The organism is Streptomyces sp. NPDC029044 (genome assembly GCF_040637495.1).
Taxonomy (GTDB): domain Bacteria; phylum Actinomycetota; class Actinomycetes; order Streptomycetales; family Streptomycetaceae; genus Streptomyces.
Genome location: NZ_JBEZWN010000023.1, coordinates 63,793 through 82,057 on the forward strand (window position 1 = coordinate 63,793; position 18,265 = coordinate 82,057).

The window sequence follows — 18,265 nt, forward strand, 5'->3', positions numbered from 1 at the left end:
GGCGGGGGCTTTGGAGGGGGATCGAAGCAGGCATGGCCAATTTCTCGAAGTCGAACGTGCCCCAGTTCTCGGTGGACGTCTACCAGAACGAGTACCTGCCGGAGGGCGCCGGCGAGGTCAACGCCATCGTCACGGTGACGGCGACCGGTGGCGGCACGATCGGCAGCGCGGTCGCGGCGCCCCACCTCTACTCACCCGGCCAGGGCCCGTCCGCGGCCGTGGCGATCATGGTCGACTGCTCGGGGTCGATGGACTACCCGCCGACCAAGATGCGCAACGCCCGCGACGCCACGGCCGCGTCGATCGACACCCTGCGCGACGGTGTGCACTTCGCGGTGATCGGCGGGACCCACGTGGCGAAGGAGGTCTACCCGGGCGGCGGACGCGTCGCGGTCGCCGACGCCACCACCCGCGAGCAGGCCAAGCATGCGCTGCGCTCGCTCAGCGCGGGCGGCGGCACGGCCATCGGCACCTGGCTGAAACTGGCCGACCGTCTGCTGTCCTCCGCGGACGTCGCGATCCGGCACGGCATCCTGCTCACCGACGGCCGCAACGAGCACGAATCGCCCCAGGACCTGAAGGCCGCGCTCGACGCGTGCGCCGGGCGCTTCACGTGTGACGCGCGCGGCGTGGGCACCGACTGGGAAGTGAAAGAAGTCACAGGGATCGCCTCCGCCCTGCTCGGCACCGCCGACATCGTCGCCGATCCGGCCGCGCTCGCCGCCGACTTCACGCGGATGATGGAGACGGCGATGGGCAAGGAGGTCGCGGACGTCTCACTGCGGCTGTGGAGCCCGGTCGGCACGACCGTGAAGTTCGTCAAGCAGGTCGCGCCGACGGTCGAGGACCTGACCGCCCGGCGCACCGAGGCGGGCCCGCGCGCCGGCGACTATCCCCTCGGTTCCTGGGGAGATGAGTCCCGTGACTACCACGTCTGCGTCGAGGTCCCGGTCGCGGGCATCGGGCAGGAGATGCTGGCGGGCCGGATCTCCCTGGTCATTCCGCAGCCCGACGGCAGCGTCCAGAACCTCGGCGCGCAGGGCCTGGTCCGGGCCGTGTGGACGGACGACATGGTCGCCTCGACATCGATCAACCCGCAGGTCGCCCACTACACCGGCCAGGCCGAACTGGCACAAGTCATCCAACAAGGGCTGGATCTCCGCAAGACCGGAGATATGGACGGAGCAACGGCCAAACTGGGCCGGGCCGTTCAGCTCGCGAGTGCCTCCGGGAACGCGGATACTGCGAAACTGCTTGCGAAGGTGGTGGACGTGGTCGATGCCGCGACCGGTACTGTGCGACTGAAGGCGAAGGTCGCGGAGGCTGACGAGATGACGCTCGAAACCCGTTCCACCAAGACCGTTCGCGTCAAGAAGTGACCTAGAAGAGATCGAAGGAGGGACGCGCCGACATGCCGACCTGCCCGAACGGACACCAGTCGGGTTCCGACGACTGGTGCGAGGTCTGCGGTCACCGCATGGCGGGTGCCGTGCCTCCGCCTCCTCCCCCGCCGCCCCCGCCCGGCGGCTACGGCTTCCCGCCCCCGCCCGGCCAGGGTGGCCCGCAGGGCCCGGGCGGCCAGCCCGGTGGACGCCCGCCGCACCTGTCCGCCGTACCGAACGCCGAGCCGGAGCTCTGCCCGCAGTGCCGTACGCCGCGTGAGGGCGGCGCCCCGTTCTGCGAGGAGTGCCGGTGGAACTTCCTGACGAACACGGCGACGTCGTACACCCCCGCGGCCCCGCCACCCGGCCCCGGCGTGCGTTTCCAGCCACCCGGCCGGCAGGGCCCGCCCGGCCCGTCGTACGGCGGCGGTGACTCCTACGAGTACCAGGGCTCCCGCCCGTCGCAGGTGAACCGCCCGGCCGAGCCGATCCCGCCGTTCGGCGGCGACCCGTCCGGGCGCCCCGGCCCCGGTGGCCCCGGTGGCCCTCAGGGTGGTGGCTACGGCTACCCGCAGCCCGGCGGTGCCCCGACCTCGCCCGGCCCCGGCGGTCCTGGCGGCCCCGGTGGTCCCGGCGGCTTCGGCGGCCCTCCCGGCCCAGGTGGCCCGGGTGGTCCCGGCGGCCCCGGCGCCTTCGGTGCCGACCCCTCGCGCCCGGTCCCGCCCCCGCCCGGACCCGGCGGTCCCGGCGGTCCCGGTGCTCCGCAGGCGTTCCACCAGTCCGGTCCGCCGGCCCCGCCCGGATTCCCGCAGGAGACCCAGCGGCCCCCGCAGCAGGGCGGTCCGTCCTTCGGCGGCGGTGACGACGACTGGGTGATCTCCCCGCCGACGTCCGGCCCGGGCGGCCAGGGCGGTCCCGGCGGCCCCGGTCCCGGCCAGGGCGGCTACGGCTACCCGCAGCCGGGCGCCACGCAGGCCCCGCCCGGACCCGGCGGCTTCCCGCAGCAGCCCCAGGCGCCGCAGGGACCGGCGACGTGGACCGCGACCATCGGACCGGACCGCGACTACTTCATGGCGATGATGCAGCGCTCCGGCCCCGAGGCAGCGGGCCTGAACCTGCCCGCGTACTCGCCCGAGCAGCAGCGCACGCTCACCGGCAACCAGCTCACGATCGGCCGCCGCCGGCACTCCACCGGCGACACCCCCGACATCGACCTGTCGACGCCGCCGGAGGACCCGGGCGTCTCGCACCAGCACGCGGTGCTGGTGCAGCAGCCGGACGGCAGCTGGGCGGTCGTCGACCAGAACTCGACGAACGGCACGACGGTCAACGGCTCGGACGAACCGATCCAGCCCTTCGTCCCCGTACCGCTACAGGACGGCGACCGGGTGCACGTGGGCGCCTGGACGACCATCACGATCCGCCGCGGCTGAACCCGGCCGACAGCGCGACGTCACGACGGGAGGGGCCAGGCGTACGGCCCCTCCGGGTCGTCCAGCCAGGCCCACTGCCTCTCGCCGCTGACGGTGATGCCGTAGCGCTCGCGCTGCGGCCCGCCCTCCTGCTCCCACAGCGCGTGCGCCTCCTGCGGGTCGAGGCTGCCGCGGGTCAGGGCCAGCAGGAAGCGGAACGAGTCGTCCTCACGGGCCCGGCGCGGCACCCCGCCCAGCTGGACCGGCTCGCCCCCGGGCCGCCCGGCGCCGCGCAGCGGCACGAAGTAGGCGGGTGTGTGCAGGAAGCGTCCCTCGGCGTGCCCGGCCTCCGTCACCGTGAGCATGATCAGGCCGGTGGCGAGCGGCATGAGGATCCGGCCGCCGGGGCGGCTCTGGGCGATCCAGGCGGGCGGGACGCCGCCCAGCGCGCAGGTGGCGATGATCCGGTCGAACGGCGCTCGCTCCGGCACGCCCCGGGCGCCGTCGCCGGTGACGACGACCGGGTGGTACCCGGCGGCCGCGAGGTGCCGGCGGGCCGACTCGGTGATCTCCGGGTCGAGGTCGACGGTGGTGACCTTGTCGTCACCCAGCCGGTGGGCCAGCAGCGCCGCGTTGTAGCCGGTGCCTGCGCCGATCTCCAGGACCGTGTGGCCCTCCGTGACGCCCAGCGCGGCCAGCATGTCCGCCATCAGGGACGGCTGGCTGCTGGAGGACAGCAGCTCGCCGTCACGCAGCCGGGTGGCCAGCGGGGTGTCCTCGTAGGCGCCCCGCATCCACCGCTCGCGCGCCCCGGGGTCGGTGCTCTCGCCCCAGCGGCGTTCGTAGCCGCCCGCGACACCCACGTAGTAGTACGGCACGAAGAGGTGCCGCGGGACCGCCGCGAAGGCCTCCCGCCAGCCCGGATCGGTGTTCCAGGCCCCGCTCGCCTCGATCCGCCGCACCAGCGCCGCGCGCGCGGCGGCGGCGAGACCGTCGAGCTCCCTGCCGGGTGCGTAACCGCCCATGTCTCCACAGTAGGGGCAGGGCCCCGGCACGAGCGGCGTGGTCCTAGGTCTTGAGTCCTATGCCGGGGCGTCTGAGACCATGGAGCGCGTGAATGAGATTCGGCGCGGCACGCTTCAGGAGCAGACCTTCTACGAGCAGGTCGGCGGGGAGGAGACCTTCCGTCGGCTCGTCCACCGTTTCTACCAGGGAGTCGCCGAGGACCCGCTGCTGCGGCCCATGTACCCCGAGGAGGACCTGGGCCCGGCCGAGGACCGCTTCGCCCTGTTCCTCATGCAGTACTGGGGCGGCCCCACGACGTACAGCGAGAACCGCGGCCACCCGCGGCTGCGGATGCGGCACGCGCCCTTCGCGGTCGACCGCGCGGCGCACGACGCGTGGCTGAAGCACATGCGGGTCGCCGTCGACGAGCTCGGGCTGTCCGAGGAACACGAGCACACGCTGTGGAACTACCTGACGTACGCGGCGGCCTCGATGGTCAACACCGCGGGCTGACGGCCGTCGAGGGGCCGGTCAGCGCACGCTGACGTCCAGCGCCCCCAGCCCGGCACGTCGTACGGCGACGGACCCGTACGGCGTGCGCAGCCTCAGCCACGCGCCCGACGAGAACAGCGCCGGCGGCGCCCCGGGCCGCAGGAAGCCGAGGGACTGCGCGGCGTGCACGGCCCGCACGGGCAGCCGGGTGTCCCCGACCGTACGGGACCAGATGTCGCGTCCGATCCGGTCGAGCTCGGCCCGCGTCCGCCCCTCGGCTGGCAACTCCTGCGTACGGGACCGGAATTCGGCGACGACGGCGGCGACCAGCGACCGCAGGGCGTCCGGCGCCGGCAACCCCGGCTCGCTGCGCCAGCCGCTCCGGGGCGGCAGCACACCCGCCCACGGCGGCCCGGTCACGGCGCCCGGCACGACGGCCGTGCCGGCCTTCTCGTCCACCGTCTCCAGGAGCTCACCGGCGGACACGGTCACGTCCAGCGTGACCTCAAGACCCTTCTCGTACGGCTTCGCCAGGCGCACCGCCCGCACGGCCAGCACCTCGAAGGACGGGGGCCGTCCGAAGACGGCCAGTGCGGTGCCCGCCGCCTGTAGCCGCACCGCGGCTCCACGGTCGTAATGGAGCAGCCGGGAGAGGAAGGCCGCGAGATCCGCCGCCTCCCCCTCGTCGGCGAGGTGGAGCACCGTCATGCCGCGACGGCCTCCTCCTCGGCGTCATCCGTGTACTCGCTGAGGAACTCCCGTTCCTCGGCGGTGATCCGGCGCGGGCGCTGGGCCTCGAAGTCGAACGGCACGATCACCGTCGAGGCCCGCACGTAGACCTGGTCGTCGTCCTTCACCTCGTAGGTGAGAGTGAAGGACGCGGCCCTGATCTCCGTGACCCACAGCTCGATGTCCACCGGGTGGTGCCGGTGCACGAGCTGCCGCTTGTAGTCGATCTCATGGCGTGCCACCACGGACCCCTGCTTGAAGTCCTTCTCCGGGCGGAACAGGAAGTCGATACGGGCTTCCTCCAGGTAGCGGAGGAACACCACGTTGTTGACGTGGCCGTACGCGTCCATGTCCGCCCAGCGCAGCGGGCAGCGGTAGATGTGCCGCAAGATCGATCAGCCCCGGGTCAGCTTCTTGTAGGTGGCGCGGTGCGGACGGGCGGCGTCCGGCCCGAGCCGCTCGACCTTGTTCTTCTCGTACGACTCGAAGTTGCCCTCGAACCAGAACCACTTGGACTCGCCCTCGTAGGCGAGGATGTGCGTGGCGACGCGGTCCAGGAACCACCGGTCGTGGGAGACGACCACGGCGCAGCCGGGGAACTCCAGCAGCGCGTTCTCCAGGCTGGAGAGGGTCTCGACGTCGAGGTCGTTGGTCGGCTCGTCGAGGAGCAGCAGGTTGCCGCCCTGCTTGAGGGTGAGTGCCAGGTTCAGGCGGTTGCGCTCACCGCCGGAGAGCACGCCCGCCGGCTTCTGCTGGTCGGGCCCCTTGAACCCGAAGGCCGAGACGTAGGCGCGGGACGGCATCTCGACCTGCCCGACGTTGATGTAGTCGAGCTCGTCGGAGACGACGGCCCACAGCGTCTTCTTCGGGTCGATGTTCTCGCGGCTCTGGTCGACGTAGGAGATCTTGACGGTGTCGCCGACCTTGATGGCGCCGGAGTCCGGCTCCTCGATGCCCTGGATCATCTTGAACAGGGTGGTCTTGCCGGCGCCGTTCGGGCCGATGATCCCGACGATGCCGTTGCGCGGCAGCGTGAAGCTGAGGTCGTCGATGAGCAGCTTCTCGCCGAAGCCCTTGGTGAGGTTGTTGACCTCGACGACGACGTTGCCCAGGCGCGGGCCCGGCGGGATCTGGATCTCCTCGAAGTCCAGCTTCCGCATCTTGTCGGCCTCGGCGGCCATCTCCTCGTAGCGGGCCAGACGCGCCTTGGACTTGGCCTGACGCCCCTTGGCGTTGGACCGCACCCACTCCAGCTCTTCCTTGAGCCGCTTCTGCCGCTTGGCGTCCTTCTGGCCCTCGACCTTGAGGCGGGCGGCCTTGGTCTCCAGGTACTTGGAGTAGTTGCCCTCGTAGGGGTAGAGGCGACCGCGGTCGACCTCGCAGATCCACTGGGCGACGTTGTCGAGGAAGTACCGGTCGTGGGTGACCGCGACGACGGTGCCCGGGTACTTGGCCAGGTGCTGCTCCAGCCAGTTCACCGACTCGGCGTCGAGGTGGTTGGTGGGCTCGTCGAGCAGCAGCAGGTCGGGCTGCTCCAGCAGCAGCTTGCACAGCGCGACGCGGCGGCGCTCACCACCGGACAGGTTGGTGACGGGCCAGTCGCCGGGCGGGCAGCCCAGGGCGTCCATGGCCTGCTCCAGCTGGGCGTCCAGGTCCCACGCGCCTGCGTGGTCGAGGTCCTCCTGGAGCTTGCCCATCTCCTCCATGAGCTCGTCGGTGTAGTCGGTCGCCATCTGCTCGGCGATCTCGTTGAACCGGTCGAGCTTGCCCTTGATCCCGGCGACGCCCTCCTGGACGTTCTCCAGGACCGTCTTGTCCTCGGTCAGCGGGGGCTCCTGGAGCAGGATGCCGACCGTGTAACCGGGCGTGAGGAAGGCGTCACCGTTGGACGGCTGCTCGATGCCGGCCATGATCTTCAGGATCGTCGACTTGCCGGCGCCGTTCGGGCCGACGACGCCGATCTTCGCCCCCGGCAGGAAGCTGGTCGTCACGTCGTCGAGGATCACCTTGTCGCCGTGCGCTTTGCGCGCCTTGCGCATGGTGTAAATGAACTCAGCCAAGAGAAACCGTCCGGCAGCTTGAAACTGGCAGTGGGCAGATACACCCCATCTTGCCGTACCGCCAGCCCTGGGTGGAAACGCGTATGCGTGGGGGGCTGTGAGCTGGGGGTTCGTGGTGAGTGGCTCGGACTCGCCTGTCACTGTCGGTCGCCGTTGGTCGGCCTCGGGCACCCTCGCACGGCCCAGAGACGGCCCAGGAATGATCACTTGTGGGCAGCATGCGTGGGGTTGGGCCGCCGCCACGAGTGAACGCCCGGGCCGACCACCCTCACCCCTTGATGGGCGTGGACACGCCCGAAGCGCCGCCGCACCCGACCCTCGACAGGCCTGCGGCTACCGGTTGATCGGGATCTCGTAGACGATCTCGCAGTGAGCTGCGGGCACGACGATGTCCGCTGTCTCGACGGGCCGCCCGTCGTCGCTGTAGTACGTCCGTCGGATGTACGTGACGAGGGCGGCCTTCTGGATGCCCAGAAGAGAGGCCTCCTCGGCGGTCGCCTGACGCGGCTCCGGCTGCTCCACCGCGTGGCTGACGTTGACGCCGATCGCTGCCATGCGGTTCACGACACCGGCCCCGGCGTGCGGGCCTCCCTCGGGGAGAACGACGAGAGTCCCTGCCGTGAGGTCGTACGGCTCCCAACTCGTCGACAGCTGCACCGGCCTGCCGTCGGCCAGGAACTCGTATGCCGTCCTGACGCACAGATCGCCCTCGGCGATGCCCAGTCGGGCGGCGATGTCGGCCGGGGCCGGCACCTTGGCGTCGGTCTTGCTCTCCCAGTCGCCTTGCTTGCCCAGAGCCCTCATATCGGCACGGAAGGGCGACTTCTCGGGCTGCGCGCACGCAGACGACCGGACGACCCGCACCCGTTGCCGGGGCTCGGCGACGTAGGTCCCCGATCCGGCCCGGCCTTCCAGCACACCCTGGGAGATCAGCAGCTCCTGCGCGCGGCGAACCACGTTCTCGCCGACGCCGCACTCCTGGCCGATCTGAGCGCGCGACGGCAGCCGGTCTCCCGGCTCCCACACGTGCTCCGCGATCCGCCGCCGGAGTTCGTCGGCGATGCGGAGGTAGGGCGGCTGCTCAGACATATGGAAAGTCGACCTTGGTGAGCAGCCCGCGGGTGTCGAAGACGTAGCTGGTCGAGCCGCGCGGGGTGGTCTTCTTGGTGAGGTTGCCCTCGGCGTCGTACGCGTAGGAGGTCACCCGGTCCAGGGGGTCGGTGACCGCCGTCAGGCGACGGGACGCGTCGTAGCCGTAGGCGGTCGCGTGGTTGTTGGCGTCGGTGCGCTTGGTGACATTTCCCGCCGCTGATACGGGCACTCACCCGACGGCCCGTTGCCTCTCGCGACCAGCGGGCCGTCCCGCACCGCCTATCACAACGCCACAGGATCCCTATCTGTTGCCAGACGCGCATGGAGTTCCACGTCGAAGCGCACACCGTCGTACTCGAGCTTCTGTCGTTGCTGTCCTTCCACCGCGAAGCCGGCAGCGCGAGCCACACCGCATGAGGCGGGATTGTTCACCCGGTGCCCAAGCTCCAGCCGGAAGAGGTCGGCATCGTCAAAAGCCCAGTGGGCCACAGCACAGCAGGCACGGGAAGCTATGCCCTGGCCACGAGCCGTTGCCGTCGTCCAGTAGGACACCCATCCAACGGCATGCCGTCGATCCACCGAGCCAACGCATACCTGGCCGAGAACGAGGCCACCACCATCGACGACGGCGAAGGAATAGGCAGAATCCGCAACCCATTGGTCGCCACGAGCCGCTATCCACCGCGCAGCAGCCTGCACAGAGTCAACCGGCTCGACGGACTGTCCACGCATGAGCGGATCCGCGAATGCGGTCATCACCGCCAAGGCATCCTCAGCCGTCCATCTCCGCAACACCAGGCCAGAGGAAGCATCTACACGATCACGCACAACGCGAGTCTTCCTCAGCAGACATCGCCTGTCACGTCCGTTTCGCAGTGGCCTGCTCAGGGAGCTGGGCGACTGTCAGGAACGTGAGCCAACTTCCGCCACAGCCGGCGCCGTCATTTCTCATCGACATCCAGGCGTCGGGAGATCACCAACCGCCTCCCAAACCCGTCCACATCTGCTGTTCCTAGAGATGCATGAAGCCACCTGCCGGGCTCGATCGGTCAAGGCACCTCGCCCAGTGCCGTCACGAGTGCATCCGTGGTCCGCTGATCAGGTCTTCGGCGTACGCGCCGGACTGCCCGAGCGCTACCGGGCCATGGTCGACCTCGGCGCCGGGTGCGGCCTGCAACAGGGTGAGATCTTCGGCCTGGCCGTCGACAACATCGGAGATCTCGGCTGGCTCCACGTTCGCCAGCAGGTCAAGAAGGTTCGCGGCACGCTGGTCTTCGCTCCGCCCAAGCGCGGCAAGTTACGAGACGTCCCGCTCGACCCGGAGGTGTCGGTCGCACTCCGCGAGCACATGCAGTGCTTCCCGCCCGTCGACGTGACGTTGCCCTGGCTGACCCCGACCGGCCCCAAGGTCACACACCGGCTCCTCTTCACGAGCGGCATCGGCGCAGCCATCTGGAGCCAGGCCTTCAACGACCAGGCTTGGAAGCCCGCGCTCGCAGCCGCCGGCATCATCCCGACCCCCGAGAAGGGCCAGCGCTACGCCGCCGCCCGCGAACACGGCATGCACGCCCTGCGGCACTTCTACGCGTCGGTCCTCCTGGACGCCGGGGAGAGCATCAAGGCCCTGAGCCTCTACCTCGGCCACAGCGACCCCGGCTTCACCCTCCGCGTCTACACACACCTCATGCCGTCCAGCGAGACCCGCACCCGGAAGGCCATCTCCGCGATGTACCGGGCCGCCGGTCACGCTCATGACGGCCCGGAGACGCCCGACGGCCCAGAGACGGCCCAGGCCGCCTGAGACGGCCCCTCATCGGCGAGAAAACCGCTGGTGAGGGGCCTTTTCATGCCCTCTCGCGGCAAGTAACACCCCATCTTGCCGTACCGCCAGCCCTGGGTGGAAACGCGTATGGGTGGGGGGCTGTGACCTGGGGGTTCGTGCTGGGTGGCCGGGCCGGCTGGTGCTCCCTCGTACGCTGTCCCCGTGCCGCCGTCCTCCCGCCTGCATCGCGTCGCCGTCCTCGTGCTCGTGGGGGCGAAGCCGCTCGACGTCGGTATTCCCGCGCAGGTGTTCACGACCCGCGCGAGCATGCCGTACGAGGTGCGCGTGTGCGGTGCGGCACCCGGTCTCGTGACCGGCGGCGACGGTCTGTCGTACTCCGTCGCTCACGGTCTCGACGCGCTGGCCTGGGCCGACATCGTCTTCATCCCCGGCTACCGCTTCCCGGACCGCGACGACCCGCCGCAGGCCGTCGTCGACGCGCTGATCGCGGCCCACGCCCGGGGCGCGCGGCTCGCCGCCATCTCCACGGGTGCCTTCGCGCTCGCCGCCACGGGCCTGCTCGACGGCAGACGCGCCACGACGCACTGGCACTACTCACGAGCGCTCGCGGCGAAGCACCCGCTCGTCCGGATCGACGAGGACGTCCTGTTCGTGGACGAGGGCAGCGTGCTGACCTCGGCGGGCGCCGCCTCGGGTATCGACCTGTGCCTGCACATCCTGCGCGGGGACCTCGGAGTGGCGGCGTCGAACCACGCGGCTCGGCGCCTGGTCGCGGCCCCCTACCGCAGCGGCGGCCAGGCACAGTACGTGCCCCGCAGCGTGCCCGAGCCGCTGGGCGAGCGGTTCGCCGCCACCCGGGAGTGGGCGCTGCGCCGGCTCGGCAAGCCCCTCACCCTCGACGTGCTCGCGCGGCACGCGGCGGTCTCGCCCCGTACGTTGTCGCGGCGCTTCGTCGAGGACACGGGGTACACGCCCATGCAGTGGGTCATGCGCGCGCGTATCGACGTGGCCCGCGAGCTGCTGGAGCGTTCGGAGCGGGGCGTGGAGCAGATCGCCGCCGACGTCGGTCTGGGCACCGGCGCGAATCTGCGGCTGCACTTCCAGCGCATCCTGGGCACCACGCCGAGCGAGTACCGGCGCACTTTCGCCCGGGGCGAGTAGCCCGTCGTCCCGTGGTGCGTGGCGCCGCCCGTGGAGCCCGTGGCGCGATCCTTTTGAACCGTGGCGATCACGCCGCTGTCCCGGGCGGACGCCTGCCGCGACGCTGGTGGCGAACCGGAGAGACGTGAAGGGACACCACCACTCATGACGCGCATCGCGATCAACGGATTCGGCCGCATCGGACGCAATGTGCTGCGCGCACTGCTGGAACGCGACAGCGACCTCGACATCGTCGCCGTCAACGACCTAACGGAGCCCGCCACCCTCGCCCGGCTGCTCGCCTACGACACGACGGCCGGCCGGCTCGGCCGCCCGGTGACCGCCGACGGGGACGCCCTCGTCGTCGACGGCCGTCGCATCAAGGTGCTCGCCGAGCGCGAGCCGGCGCAGCTGCCCTGGGCCGAACTCGGCGTCGACATCGTCCTCGAAGCCACCGGCCGCTTCACCTCGGCCAAGGCCGCCCGTGCCCACCTCGACGCCGGCGCGAAGAAGGTCCTCGTCAGCGCGCCGTCGGACGGCGCCGATGTCACGCTCGCGTTCGGGGTCAACACCGACGCGTACGACCCGGACGTGCACACGGTCGTCTCGAACGCCTCGTGCACGACCAACGCGCTCGCGCCGCTGGCCGCGGTGCTCGACGAGCTGGCGGGCATCGAGCACGGCTTCATGACGACGGTGCACGCCTACACGCAGGAGCAGAACCTGCAGGACGGTCCGCACCGCGACGCCCGCCGCGCCCGCGCCGCCGGCGTCAACATCGTGCCGACCACGACGGGCGCTGCCAAGGCGATCGGTCTCGTGCTGCCGAACCTCGACGGCAAGCTGTCGGGCGACTCGATCCGCGTGCCGGTTCCGGTGGGCTCGATCGTCGAACTCAACACGACCGTCGCCCGCGACGTGACGCGCGACGAGGTACTGGCGGCCTACCGCGCCGCGGCGGAGGGCCCGCTCGCCGGCGTCCTGGAGTACTCCGAGGACCCGCTCGTGTCCGCCGACATCACGGGCAACCCGGCCTCGTCGATCTTCGACTCGGGACTCACCCGCGTCGACGGCCGCCACATCAAGGTGGTCGCCTGGTACGACAACGAGTGGGGCTTCTCGAACCGCGTGATCGACACCCTCGAACTCCTTGCCGGCCGCTGACGGCTGACGGCGGGCGAGAGCGGCCCGGACGGCGCCGCCCGCCGGGTCACTCCCCCGCCGTCGCCTCCCGGCGCCGCAGCACGACCAGCGTCGCCCCGCCGATCAGGACCAGGCCGATGGCGACACCCACGATCACGGGGGTGAGCTCCGAGCTGCCCGTTTCGGCGAGGTTGGTGTCCGTGGCGGTGCCGCCGACCGTCGCCGGGCTGGGTTCGCTGAGGGTCTGGGTGGTGGTGCCGGTGTCGCTGCCGCGCGTCTGGCAGTCCAGCATGCCGGTGAAGCGCTTCTCGAAGCCGCCGGGGCCGTGGATCGTGAGGTCGTAGGCCTGGTCCTCCTGGAGCGGCACCGTCACCGTGCGGGTCTCGCCCGCCGTGATGGTGTGCTCCAAGCCGGCCAGCTCGAAGGTGAAGGGCTCGTCGCCCGGGTTGGACGCGATGATGTCGACGCCGCCCTCGGCGCAGTTCTCCGCCGCCGACAGCGCCGGGACCGGGCCCTGCTTCGCCCAGGTCGCCCCGGCCGTCGCGGACACCGTCGACTCGCTGGAGCCGGCCAGGATCTGGGTCTGGCTGCGGTTCTCGGAGGCGAAGGCCCGGCCGACCGGCACGGTCGTCGATGCCTGCACGGTCAAGTCCGCCGTACCGGCTGCCGCGTCCTCGGGCACGTCGAAGAACACCTGCCCGCCGTCGGACGTGGTGGTGACGGCCTTGCCCTGCTTGTCGACGACCCGCACCCCGCTCGTGGCGGCGTCCGCGGGCGGGGTGACCGTCGCGCTGCCGGCGTTGGTGCGCACCGTCACCGGCCCGATCCGCTCCCCCGGCCGGCCGGAGACGGCGGGCGGCTCCAGGGTGAGGGAGGCCCGGGGCTCGGGCAGATCGCGGGCGCTCTTCTCCAGGTGGTCCGCGAGCTGCTCGGCCTGCGGGTCGAGGGCATCGACGGCCACGTCGTCCGAGTAGCGCCAGATCGCCACCTGGGTGCCGGCCGCCGCGTCCTGCTCGGTCAGCGGGCCGCGCACGCCCGCCTTCCGCGCCAGCGCCGCGAGGTCGTTCAGCTGGGGGTAGGAGTTCTGGAGGATCCAGCGGATCTTGCCGGCGTCCTTGTTGGTGCCCAGGGACGTGCCGCTCCAGGGCGTCTCGTGGTACTTGGCGTCCCGCTGCGTGGGGTTGTGGAGGTCGACGCAGTACGTCTGCAGCATGCCGCCGCCGTCGACGGACATCTCGAACAGGCCCGCCGAGATCTCCTGGTCGCCGGTGGAGGCGTGTATCACTGCCGCGCCGTACGTCTTGAGGCCGCCTATCGTCGCGGCCGCTCCGCCCTGTCTCTGTGTCGTCTCGTCGGCGACCGCCCGGCCGGCACCGGCCAGACCGCCGGCGGCGACGAGCCCGGACACCACTGTCGCGGTGGCGAGACGGGTCGCCGCTCGCCTGCGTACGAACACCTCAGAGAACGAAGCAAACACCGAATTCCCCTTCGAGCAGGACCGTTGACGTGGGGGGACGGTCCCACCAGCAGAATCAGAGGCCTCACAGGACACAAGAGACCCGAGAACCATGTCCGGCATCCTAGGGACGCGGGGGACCCCGCCCGCCGGTCAGACGGTCGGACGAGTGATCCGACTCGGAATCGTTATCGCCAAGATCCCTGGTGGGCAGGGCTTATCGACAAATCCACCCCTGATCGTTCGGTGCGCACCGGGCGATAAGGCGTAGTTCGGGCGGACGGATGCGGTCGGGACATTGACGCTACGTCAATACCGCTGACTCCGGCCGACGTTGATGTTCGGCCGCCGCTGACTCGGCAGAACCACTGGGCGAGGTCTCCCAGTTGGGTTCCGGTTGGGGCGGCGCCGCTGCCGTCTCCGCCTTGCCCGCGCGCCTGAAGGCCGAGGTCCCCCAGGCCAGATCGTGTCCGATCGACACGGCGTCGATGTCCGCCGACGTCCAGTTCTGCCCCTCGCGTACGTCGGTCCGTACCTTCAGCCTGCCCTGCACGATCACGGGATCGCCGACCGTCAGCGACGCCGCCGTGTTCGTCGCCAGCTGACGGTTGGCCCAGACCGTGAAGAAGTTGGTGTGCCCGTCCGTCCACGTGTTCTTCTCGCGGTCCCAGTAGCGTGCGGTCACCGCGAGCCGGAACCTCGCCGACGGGCCGGACGCCACCTCCCGGTACACCGGCTGCGTCGCCACCCTGCCGACCGCGCAGACCATCGTCTCGTTCATCGCGAACCCTCCCTCGCCCGGAGTGCGGCAACGCACTGGGCCGACACGCGTACGGGCCCGTCCCGTACGGCTGTGTCTTCCAGACTGCCGTCGCCGGGCCGGGCCCGCTGAGCGCTGTGGATCGCCGGGTGCCTGTGGATAACGCCGTCACCCAGACGGGTGGTGATGGGGCGATGGTGACGGGTGGGGCTGCCTAGGTGACGAACCTGCCCGGGGTCTCACCGCCCCGCCCCGACCACCCTCCCGTACTGCTCCCGGACCTCCCGGTACCGCAGCAGTTCCGCCGCCACCGGATCCAGGACCCGGGCCCGGCCGCAGCCGGCCGCCGCCTCCCGCAACCGGCGTTCCGCCTCCAGGCCGTAGCGCCGGGCCGGGCCGCGGGCCGCCATCCGGCAGCTCCACTCGATGAGCGGCCCGCCGACGATGCCGATCACCATCAGCAGCACCGGCACCCCCAGGTTCGGCGCCATGAACCCGATGATCTGGCCCAGCAGCCACAGCCCGCCCAGGAACTGCAGGATCGTCATGCACGCCTGGGTGAGCACGGCCACCGGCCACCACCCCGGCCGCGGCGGCCGCCCCGCGGGCACGCCCGCGCGCACGGTCAGCTCGTCCAGCGCCTCGGGCAGCCCCTGCGAACCACGGACGGCCGCCTCGCGCACCGCCTGCGCCCAGGGCGCCGGCAGCCCGGCCGACGCCCGGTCGGCCACGGTCCGTACCGCCTGCTCGACCCTCTGGCGGGCCGTCGCCTCCTCGTCGGCCTGTGTGCGCGAGGGGAGGCGGCCCGTGGTCGGCTCGCCACGGTCCTGGTACCAGCGCCACAGCCGCAGCCAGGGCGTGCCGCAGGCACGGTTGGCGTTGCGCAGCCACGCGCGCTCGGCCGCCTCGCCCGCCGCCGTGGCGCCCACCGCGTCCGCGAGCCGGTCGGAGAACTCCTCCCGGGCCTGTTCGCTGAGCCCCGTCCGCCGCTGGGTGGCGTAGACGGGCCAGAGCCGTGCCGCCGCGATGTCCACGTCGGCCGAGATACGGCGGTTCGCCGCCCCGCGCTCCGAGACGAACTGGCCGAGCGCCTCGCGCAGTTCCCCGACACCGTCCCCGGTGAGCGCGGACAGCGCGAGCACGGTCGTGCCCGGCTCGCCGTACTCCCCGAGGGCGATGCCGTCCTCGTCGAGGAGCCGCCGCAGATCGTCGAGAACCTGCTCGGCGGCTTCCCCTGGCAGCCGGTCGACCTGGTTGAGGACGACGAACATGACCTCGGCGTGGGCCGCCATCGGCCGCAGATAGCGCTCGTGGAGGACGGCGTCCGCGTACTTCTCCGGGTCGACGACCCAGATGACCGCGTCGACGAGTCCGAGGATGCGGTCCACGTGCCGGCGGTGCTGTACGGCCGCCGAGTCGTGGTCGGGAAGGTCGACCAGGACGAGTCCGCGCAGCGGCGACTCGCCGTCCCCGGTCGGCAACGGCCGGCGGCGCAGCCGGGGCGGGATCCCGAGCCGTTCGATGAGGCCGGCCCCCCCGTCGCTCCAGCTGCACGCGATGGGCGCGGCGGTGGTGGGACGGCGTACGCCCGTCTCCGAGATGGTCACCCCGGCGAGCGCGTTGAACAGCTGCGACTTGCCGCTGCCGGTGGCACCCGCGATGGCGACGACGGTGTGCTGACCGGAGAGCCTGCGCCGCGCGGACGCCTCGTCCAGTACCCGGCCGGCCCCCGAGAGCGTCCTGCTGTCGAGCCGCGTGCGGGAGAGCCCCACGAGTTCGCGCAGGGCCTCCAGCCGTGAGCGCAGCGACCCGTCGTACACCAGCGGGGTCACCGTCGGCGGGACGGCGGAGCGGTTGTCCGTCACGGGGAACCTGTCTCCTTCGGCTGTCTCGGCGACCCGGCGCGCGATGAGTCCGTCGTCCCAGGTCTCGGTGGCGTCGGTACGCGTCACGCGCTCGCCGTCCGGGGCGCTCCGGCGGGCGGCGCCGCCCCCGTTGTCGTGGGCGTCGTCGTCCGGCTGATCTGCGTGCTCGGTGGGGTCCTGGTCGGTGACGGTCACCGGTCACCTCTCCTTCTGCAGTACGGACAGCGCGGCGATGAGTTCGGCCTGGGGCTCGGGGTGGACGTCGAGCGCGTCGAGAGGGGCGAGCCGGCGCTCGCGTTCGGCGTGCATGACCCGGTCCACGTGCTCGGTGAGCAGCCGCCCGGCCCGGTCGCGCAGCCGCAGCGCGCCATGGGCGCCGATCCGCTCGGCGAGGCCCTCCCCGGCCATCCGTCCCCGGCGGCCGCCCAGCAGGGAGGTGGCGACCAGGGCGGCGACGAGCTCGGGGTCGGGCGCGAGGCTGCGGTCGAGTTCGCGGACCTCGTCCTCGGCGTGCTCCTCCAGCTCGCGCCGCCACCGCCGTACGGCGAGTCCGATGCGGTGCTCGGCGCTGTCCGCGCCGGAGTCACGTGCAGCGAGTTCCGGGGCGCTGGAGGCCGGTTCGCGCCGCCAGGCGTCGTCGACGCGCTCGTCGGCGGCGGTGACGGCGCACAGCAGCAGCGCGCTGAGGCTCTCCACGAGCGCGTCGAGGAGTTCGGCGGCGGTGCAGTCCAGGGGGAAGGCGCGCCACCGCTTGAGCGCGTCCCCGGCGAGGACCGCCCCGCTCTGCAACCGGCCCCGCACGCGCGTGTGCTCGCCGTCGTACGCCCCTTCGACGGCGGAGGTGAGCCGCAGGGCGGCGGCGTACTGAGCGGCGGCGGCCCCGGCCAGCTCGGGCATCCGGGACTTGAGGGAGTCGAGGACGCCGTACGCCGTACGGGCGAGGACGTGCTGCCGGGCCGCGGGGTCCTGGGCCTGGTGGACGAGCCAGGTGCGCAGCTGGGCGACGGCGGAGGCCGGCAGGAGCCCGCCGCCCCAGGCGGACTCGGGCAGTTCGGGCACGGTGAAGCGCGGCACCTCGCCGAGCCCGGCCTTGGTGAGCAGGGCCCCGTACTGCCGCGACACCTCGTTCACCACCTGGTGGGGCACCCGGTCGAGCACGGTCACGAGGGTGACGTCGTACTCCTTGGCGGTGCGCAGCATGTGCCAGGGGACGGCGTCGGCGTAGCGGGCGGCCGTGGTGACCATGACCCAGATGTCGGCGGCGCAGATGAGTTCGGCGGCCAGGACCCGGTTGTCGGAGACCAGGGAGTCGATGTCGGGCGCGTCGAGGAGGGCGAGGCCGGGCGGGAGGGTCTCGGCGGTCTCGACGCGCAGTACGCGCGCGGGGTTCTCGCCGGGGAGCAGCAGGTCGTCGGTGGAGTCCTGTTGGGGCACCCACACGCGCGTGAGGTCGGGCAACACCCTCATTCCGCTGAACCAGTGGTGGTCCTCCGGATGGCAGACCAGCACGGGGGTGCGTGTCGTCGGCCGCAGCACGCCCGCCTCGCTGACGCGCCGTCCCACGAGGGAGTTCACGAGCGTCGATTTCCCGGCTCCGGTCGAGCCTCCCACGACGGCCAGAAGCGGCGCTTCGGGGTCCCGCAAGCGGGGCACCAAGTAGTCGTCGAGCTGCGCGAGGAGTTCGTCGCGGTTGGCACGCGCGCGTGGGGCCCCCGCCAGGGGCAGCGGGAAGCGTGCGGCGGCGACACGGTCGCGCAGGGCGGAGAGTGCGTCGAGCAGCTGAGGCCGTACGTCCAAGGTCACCACATGTGAAGAATGCCCAATTTTAGGGGAATTCTGAAGCATATGAGCATGTCTGCGCGCCGACAGAACACAAGGGACGGAAGGGACGACTGGGACAGGGGCAGACTCCAGGCATAACGAGTGCACAACACCCGATGCCTCTG

16 protein-coding genes and 1 pseudogene are annotated in these 18,265 nt (G+C 71.6%); 6 read left to right on the forward strand and 11 right to left on the reverse strand.

Annotation, left to right across the window (positions count from 1 at the left end; translation table 11 throughout):
• Window positions 1-32 precede the first annotated feature (32 nt).
• Entirely contained in the window at window positions 33-1,379 is a 1,347-nt protein-coding gene (locus tag AB0E85_RS20055; RefSeq protein WP_361928787.1) for a VWA domain-containing protein, read from the forward strand.
• Between the two features lie 32 nt (window positions 1,380-1,411).
• Window positions 1,412-2,815, forward strand: coding sequence for an FHA domain-containing protein (locus AB0E85_RS20060; RefSeq protein ID WP_361928790.1), 1,404 nt, complete (start codon window positions 1,412-1,414; stop codon window positions 2,813-2,815).
• Between the two features lie 20 nt (window positions 2,816-2,835).
• On the opposite strand, the gene AB0E85_RS20065 is transcribed toward AB0E85_RS20060, so the two are convergent.
• Entirely contained in the window at window positions 2,836-3,819 is a 984-nt protein-coding gene (locus AB0E85_RS20065; RefSeq protein WP_361928793.1) for a methyltransferase domain-containing protein, read from the reverse strand.
• 79 nt (window positions 3,820-3,898) lie between these two features.
• Here AB0E85_RS20065 and AB0E85_RS20070 point away from each other — a divergent pair, with 79 nt between their 5' ends.
• On the forward strand, window positions 3,899-4,312 hold the full coding sequence (locus AB0E85_RS20070; protein WP_161362113.1) for a globin: 414 nt from the start codon (window positions 3,899-3,901) through the stop codon (window positions 4,310-4,312).
• 18 nt (window positions 4,313-4,330) lie between these two features.
• Here the strand turns inward: AB0E85_RS20070 and AB0E85_RS20075 are convergent, their stop codons facing one another.
• The 6 genes from AB0E85_RS20075 to AB0E85_RS20100 all read right to left on the reverse strand — a co-directional run bounded on the left by AB0E85_RS20075 (window position 4,331) and on the right by AB0E85_RS20100 (window position 9,000).
• Window positions 4,331-4,999: a hypothetical protein gene (locus AB0E85_RS20075; protein WP_361928797.1), complete on the reverse strand. Its 669-nt coding sequence runs from the start codon at window positions 4,997-4,999 to the stop codon at window positions 4,331-4,333.
• Window positions 4,996-5,409, reverse strand: a complete 414-nt coding sequence (locus tag AB0E85_RS20080; protein ID WP_358956224.1) for a thioesterase family protein — start codon at window positions 5,407-5,409, stop codon at window positions 4,996-4,998. Before AB0E85_RS20080 ends, AB0E85_RS20075 begins: the two co-directional genes overlap by 4 nt.
• Window positions 5,410-5,415: 6 nt before the next feature.
• Window positions 5,416-7,080, reverse strand: a complete 1,665-nt coding sequence (gene ettA, locus AB0E85_RS20085; protein ID WP_161362108.1) for an energy-dependent translational throttle protein EttA — start codon at window positions 7,078-7,080, stop codon at window positions 5,416-5,418.
• Between the two features lie 333 nt (window positions 7,081-7,413).
• Window positions 7,414-8,169, reverse strand: a complete 756-nt coding sequence (locus AB0E85_RS20090; RefSeq protein WP_361928801.1) for a GntR family transcriptional regulator — start codon at window positions 8,167-8,169, stop codon at window positions 7,414-7,416.
• Complete coding sequence (locus AB0E85_RS20095; protein WP_361928804.1) at window positions 8,162-8,401, reverse strand: RHS repeat domain-containing protein; 240 nt, start codon at window positions 8,399-8,401, stop codon at window positions 8,162-8,164. Before AB0E85_RS20095 ends, AB0E85_RS20090 begins: the two co-directional genes overlap by 8 nt.
• A 53-nt stretch (window positions 8,402-8,454) precedes the next feature.
• A complete protein-coding gene (locus AB0E85_RS20100; protein WP_361928807.1) occupies window positions 8,455-9,000 on the reverse strand; it encodes a GNAT family protein in 546 nt (181 codons plus the stop codon).
• Window positions 9,001-9,205: 205 nt separating this feature from the next.
• On the opposite strand from AB0E85_RS20100, the pseudogene AB0E85_RS20105 reads away from it, so the two are divergent.
• The 3 genes and pseudogenes from AB0E85_RS20105 to gap form a co-directional block, all read left to right on the forward strand.
• Window positions 9,206-9,973: pseudogene (locus AB0E85_RS20105) on the forward strand (site-specific integrase); the annotation flags it as partial.
• 183 nt (window positions 9,974-10,156) lie between these two features.
• Window positions 10,157-11,116: a helix-turn-helix domain-containing protein gene (locus tag AB0E85_RS20110; RefSeq protein WP_361928809.1), complete on the forward strand. Its 960-nt coding sequence runs from the start codon at window positions 10,157-10,159 to the stop codon at window positions 11,114-11,116.
• A 144-nt stretch (window positions 11,117-11,260) separates the two neighbouring features.
• Window positions 11,261-12,259, forward strand: a complete 999-nt coding sequence (gene gap / locus AB0E85_RS20115; protein ID WP_361928812.1) for a type I glyceraldehyde-3-phosphate dehydrogenase — start codon at window positions 11,261-11,263, stop codon at window positions 12,257-12,259.
• A 46-nt stretch (window positions 12,260-12,305) separates the two neighbouring features.
• Here the strand turns inward: gap and AB0E85_RS20120 are convergent, their stop codons facing one another.
• The 4 genes from AB0E85_RS20120 to AB0E85_RS20135 form a co-directional block, all read right to left on the reverse strand.
• Window positions 12,306-13,715: a TQXA domain-containing protein gene (locus AB0E85_RS20120; RefSeq protein ID WP_361928814.1), complete on the reverse strand. Its 1,410-nt coding sequence runs from the start codon at window positions 13,713-13,715 to the stop codon at window positions 12,306-12,308.
• A 283-nt stretch (window positions 13,716-13,998) separates the two neighbouring features.
• Entirely contained in the window at window positions 13,999-14,475 is a 477-nt protein-coding gene (locus AB0E85_RS20125) for a single-stranded DNA-binding protein (RefSeq protein WP_361928817.1), read from the reverse strand.
• A 218-nt stretch (window positions 14,476-14,693) separates the two neighbouring features.
• A complete protein-coding gene (locus tag AB0E85_RS20130; protein WP_361928868.1) occupies window positions 14,694-16,406 on the reverse strand; it encodes a YfjP family GTPase in 1,713 nt (570 codons plus the stop codon).
• 111 nt (window positions 16,407-16,517) lie between these two features.
• Window positions 16,518-18,125 carry a dynamin family protein gene (locus AB0E85_RS20135; RefSeq protein WP_361928819.1) on the reverse strand — a complete coding sequence of 536 codons (1,608 nt, stop codon included), beginning with the start codon at window positions 18,123-18,125 and terminating at the stop codon, window positions 16,518-16,520.
• Between the last annotated feature and the right edge of the window lie 140 nt (window positions 18,126-18,265).